Here is a 2,250-nt window from a genome sequence, read left to right on the forward strand (position 1 = left end):
CCGCTATCGTGCGCGAACTTTTCTCAGATATGGGTGAGATTGCGACTCTCTATGTTCAAGTCTACGAAAGTAGTCTAGAGCGACTCGTTGGAGGAGTCATTTTCGAGGATGGTCGTCACTATACCTTTGTCTATGAAAATGAAAATCTGGTCTATGAGGAGGAAGTCTTATGATTATTCCCAATAGTATAGAAGAACTAGCAAGTTTTGTCGAACAAGATGGCAAGAAGGTCTTCCTTTTTGTGGCAGACTGGTGTGGCGATTGTCGTTATATCTATCCATCCTTGCCAGAGATTGAGGAGACCAATCCAGAGTTCACATTTATTCGAGTGGACCGAGACCAGTATCTGGATCTGGCCAAACTCTGGGATGTGTACGGTATTCCTAGTCTTGTTGTGCTAGAAAAGGACAAGGAAATCGGTCGTTTTGTTAATCGTGACCGTAAAAGCAAGCAACAAATTAACGACTTTTTAGCAGGACTGAAATAGGAGAAAAAGGAAACAATGATTTTTACATATAATAAAGAGCATGTTGGCGATGTCCTTATGATCATCGTGAAAAATAGTGGCGATGCCAAGTTGGACGTGGAGCGCAAAGGCAAAGTAGCCCGTGTTTTCCTCAAAGATAATGGGGAAACAGTAGCTTGGAATATTTTCGAAGTTTCAAGTTTCTTTGAAATTGCAGAGCGTGGTCAAGTCTTTTTGACAGATGAGCAAGTAGAACGTTTGAACCAAGAATTGCAGGCGGAAGGTTTTACAGAAGAGATTGTCAATGACAAGGAACCTAAGTTTGTTGTCGGTGAAATTGTCGAGATGGTAGCCCATCCTGATAGTGACCACCTCAACATCTGTCAAGTGGCCGTCGCAAGTGACAAGACAGTGCAAATCGTGGCAGGAGCACCCAATGCGCGTGTTGGGTTGAAAACCATTGTAGCTCTTCCTGGAGCGATGATGCCCAAAGGCAATCTCATTTTCCCAGGCGAACTTCGTGGTGAAAAGAGTTTTGGCATGATGTGCAGCCCTCGTGAATTGCATTTGCCAAATGCTCCGCAAAAACGTGGGGTTATTGAATTATCAGAAGACCAAGTTGTCGGAACTCCATTTGACCCAGTCAAACACTGGACTGCCTAGGAAATTGTCGGTATTTGATAGATCAGATAGAGGGGGATAAGATGGCGAAAAATGTAGTGATTACAGGAGCGACCTCAGGAATCGGTGAAGCGATTGCGCGTGCTTATCTGGAGCAGGGGGCGAATGTCGTTCTAACAGGGCGACGGACAGACAGACTAGAGACCCTCAAGTCAGAGTTTGCAGAAACGTTTCCAAATCAAACAGTTTGGACTTTTCCTCTGGATGTGACGGATATGACCATGGTCAAGACTGTTTGTTCCGATATTCTAGAAACGATAGGGCAGATTGATATCTTGGTCAATAACGCTGGACTAGCTCTTGGCTTGGCTCCCTATCAAGACTATGAAGAGTTGGATATGCTGACCATGTTAGATACCAATGTCAAGGGGTTGATGGCAGTCACTCGCTGTTTCTTGCCTTCTATGGTAGCAGCCAATCAAGGTCATATTATCAATATGGGATCGACCGCAGGAATCTATGCCTATGCTGGGGCAGCGGTTTACTCAGCCACCAAGGCTGCAGTCAAGACTTTTTCAGATGGACTGCGAATTGATACGATCACAACGGACATCAAGGTGACCACCATTCAACCAGGGATTGTCGAAACAGATTTCTCTACAGTTCGTTTTCATGGTGATAAAGAGCGTGCTGCCACCGTCTATCAGGGAATTGAGGCCTTGCAAGCTCAGGATATTGCAGATACAGTGATCTATGTGACCAGTCAGCCTCGTCGTGTGCAGATTACAGATATGACCATTATGGCCAATCAACAGGCAACAGGTTTCATGGTTCATAAAAAATAAAAAATTTTCTCGAAAAGTTACAAATTTCTGTAACTTTTTTTGATTCCTTGCGAATAGATAAGTAGGAGGAAGAAAATATGTATAATAAAGTTATTCTTATTGGACGTTTAACGTCTACACCAGAATTGCACAAAACCAACAATGACAAGTCAGTAGCGCGTGCAACTATCGCTGTGAACCGTCGTTACAAAGACCAAAACGGGGAACGTGAAGCTGATTTTGTCAATTTGGTTCTTTGGGGGAAATTGGCTGAAACCTTGGCAAGCTACGCAACTAAAGGTAGTCTTATCTCTGTGGATGGAGAACTTCGTACCCGTC

Annotated in this window: 5 protein-coding genes; all 5 read left to right on the forward strand. The window is 44.0% G+C overall.

Annotated elements, in window-relative coordinates; translation table 11 throughout:
• A partial coding sequence (locus tag GMD4S_RS08060) for a DUF4651 domain-containing protein (RefSeq protein ID WP_008289567.1) occupies nt 1-173 on the forward strand: 173 nt, incomplete at its 5' end.
• The gene (locus GMD4S_RS08065) at nt 170-487 is read left to right on the forward strand and encodes a thioredoxin family protein (protein WP_000586541.1); all 318 of its coding nucleotides are present in this window, start codon (nt 170-172) and stop codon (nt 485-487) included. The genes GMD4S_RS08060 and GMD4S_RS08065, both read left to right, overlap by 4 nt.
• Nucleotides 488-502: 15 nt before the next feature.
• The gene (gene ytpR, locus GMD4S_RS08070) at nt 503-1,129 is read left to right on the forward strand and encodes a YtpR family tRNA-binding protein (RefSeq protein ID WP_000578270.1); all 627 of its coding nucleotides are present in this window, start codon (nt 503-505) and stop codon (nt 1,127-1,129) included.
• Between the two features lie 41 nt (nt 1,130-1,170).
• The gene (locus GMD4S_RS08075; protein WP_001107742.1) at nt 1,171-1,932 is read left to right on the forward strand and encodes an SDR family NAD(P)-dependent oxidoreductase; all 762 of its coding nucleotides are present in this window, start codon (nt 1,171-1,173) and stop codon (nt 1,930-1,932) included.
• 77 nt (nt 1,933-2,009) lie between these two features.
• Nucleotides 2,010-2,250, forward strand: a 241-nt coding sequence (gene ssb / locus GMD4S_RS08080; protein ID WP_000282435.1) for a single-stranded DNA-binding protein, incomplete at its 3' end; no start/stop codon positions are given.

Source organism: Streptococcus sp. GMD4S (genome assembly GCF_000296955.1).

Bases quoted from the DNA above. Each gene is read 5' to 3' on its own strand.
- GMD4S_RS08065 (WP_000586541.1), top strand. From the start codon at position 170: ATGATTATTCCCAATAGTATAGAAGAACTAGCAAGTTTTGTCGAACAA.
- GMD4S_RS08075 (WP_001107742.1), top strand. From the start codon at position 1,171: ATGGCGAAAAATGTAGTGATTACAGGAGCGACCTCAGGAATCGGTGAA.
- ytpR (WP_000578270.1), top strand. From the start codon at position 503: ATGATTTTTACATATAATAAAGAGCATGTTGGCGATGTCCTTATGATC.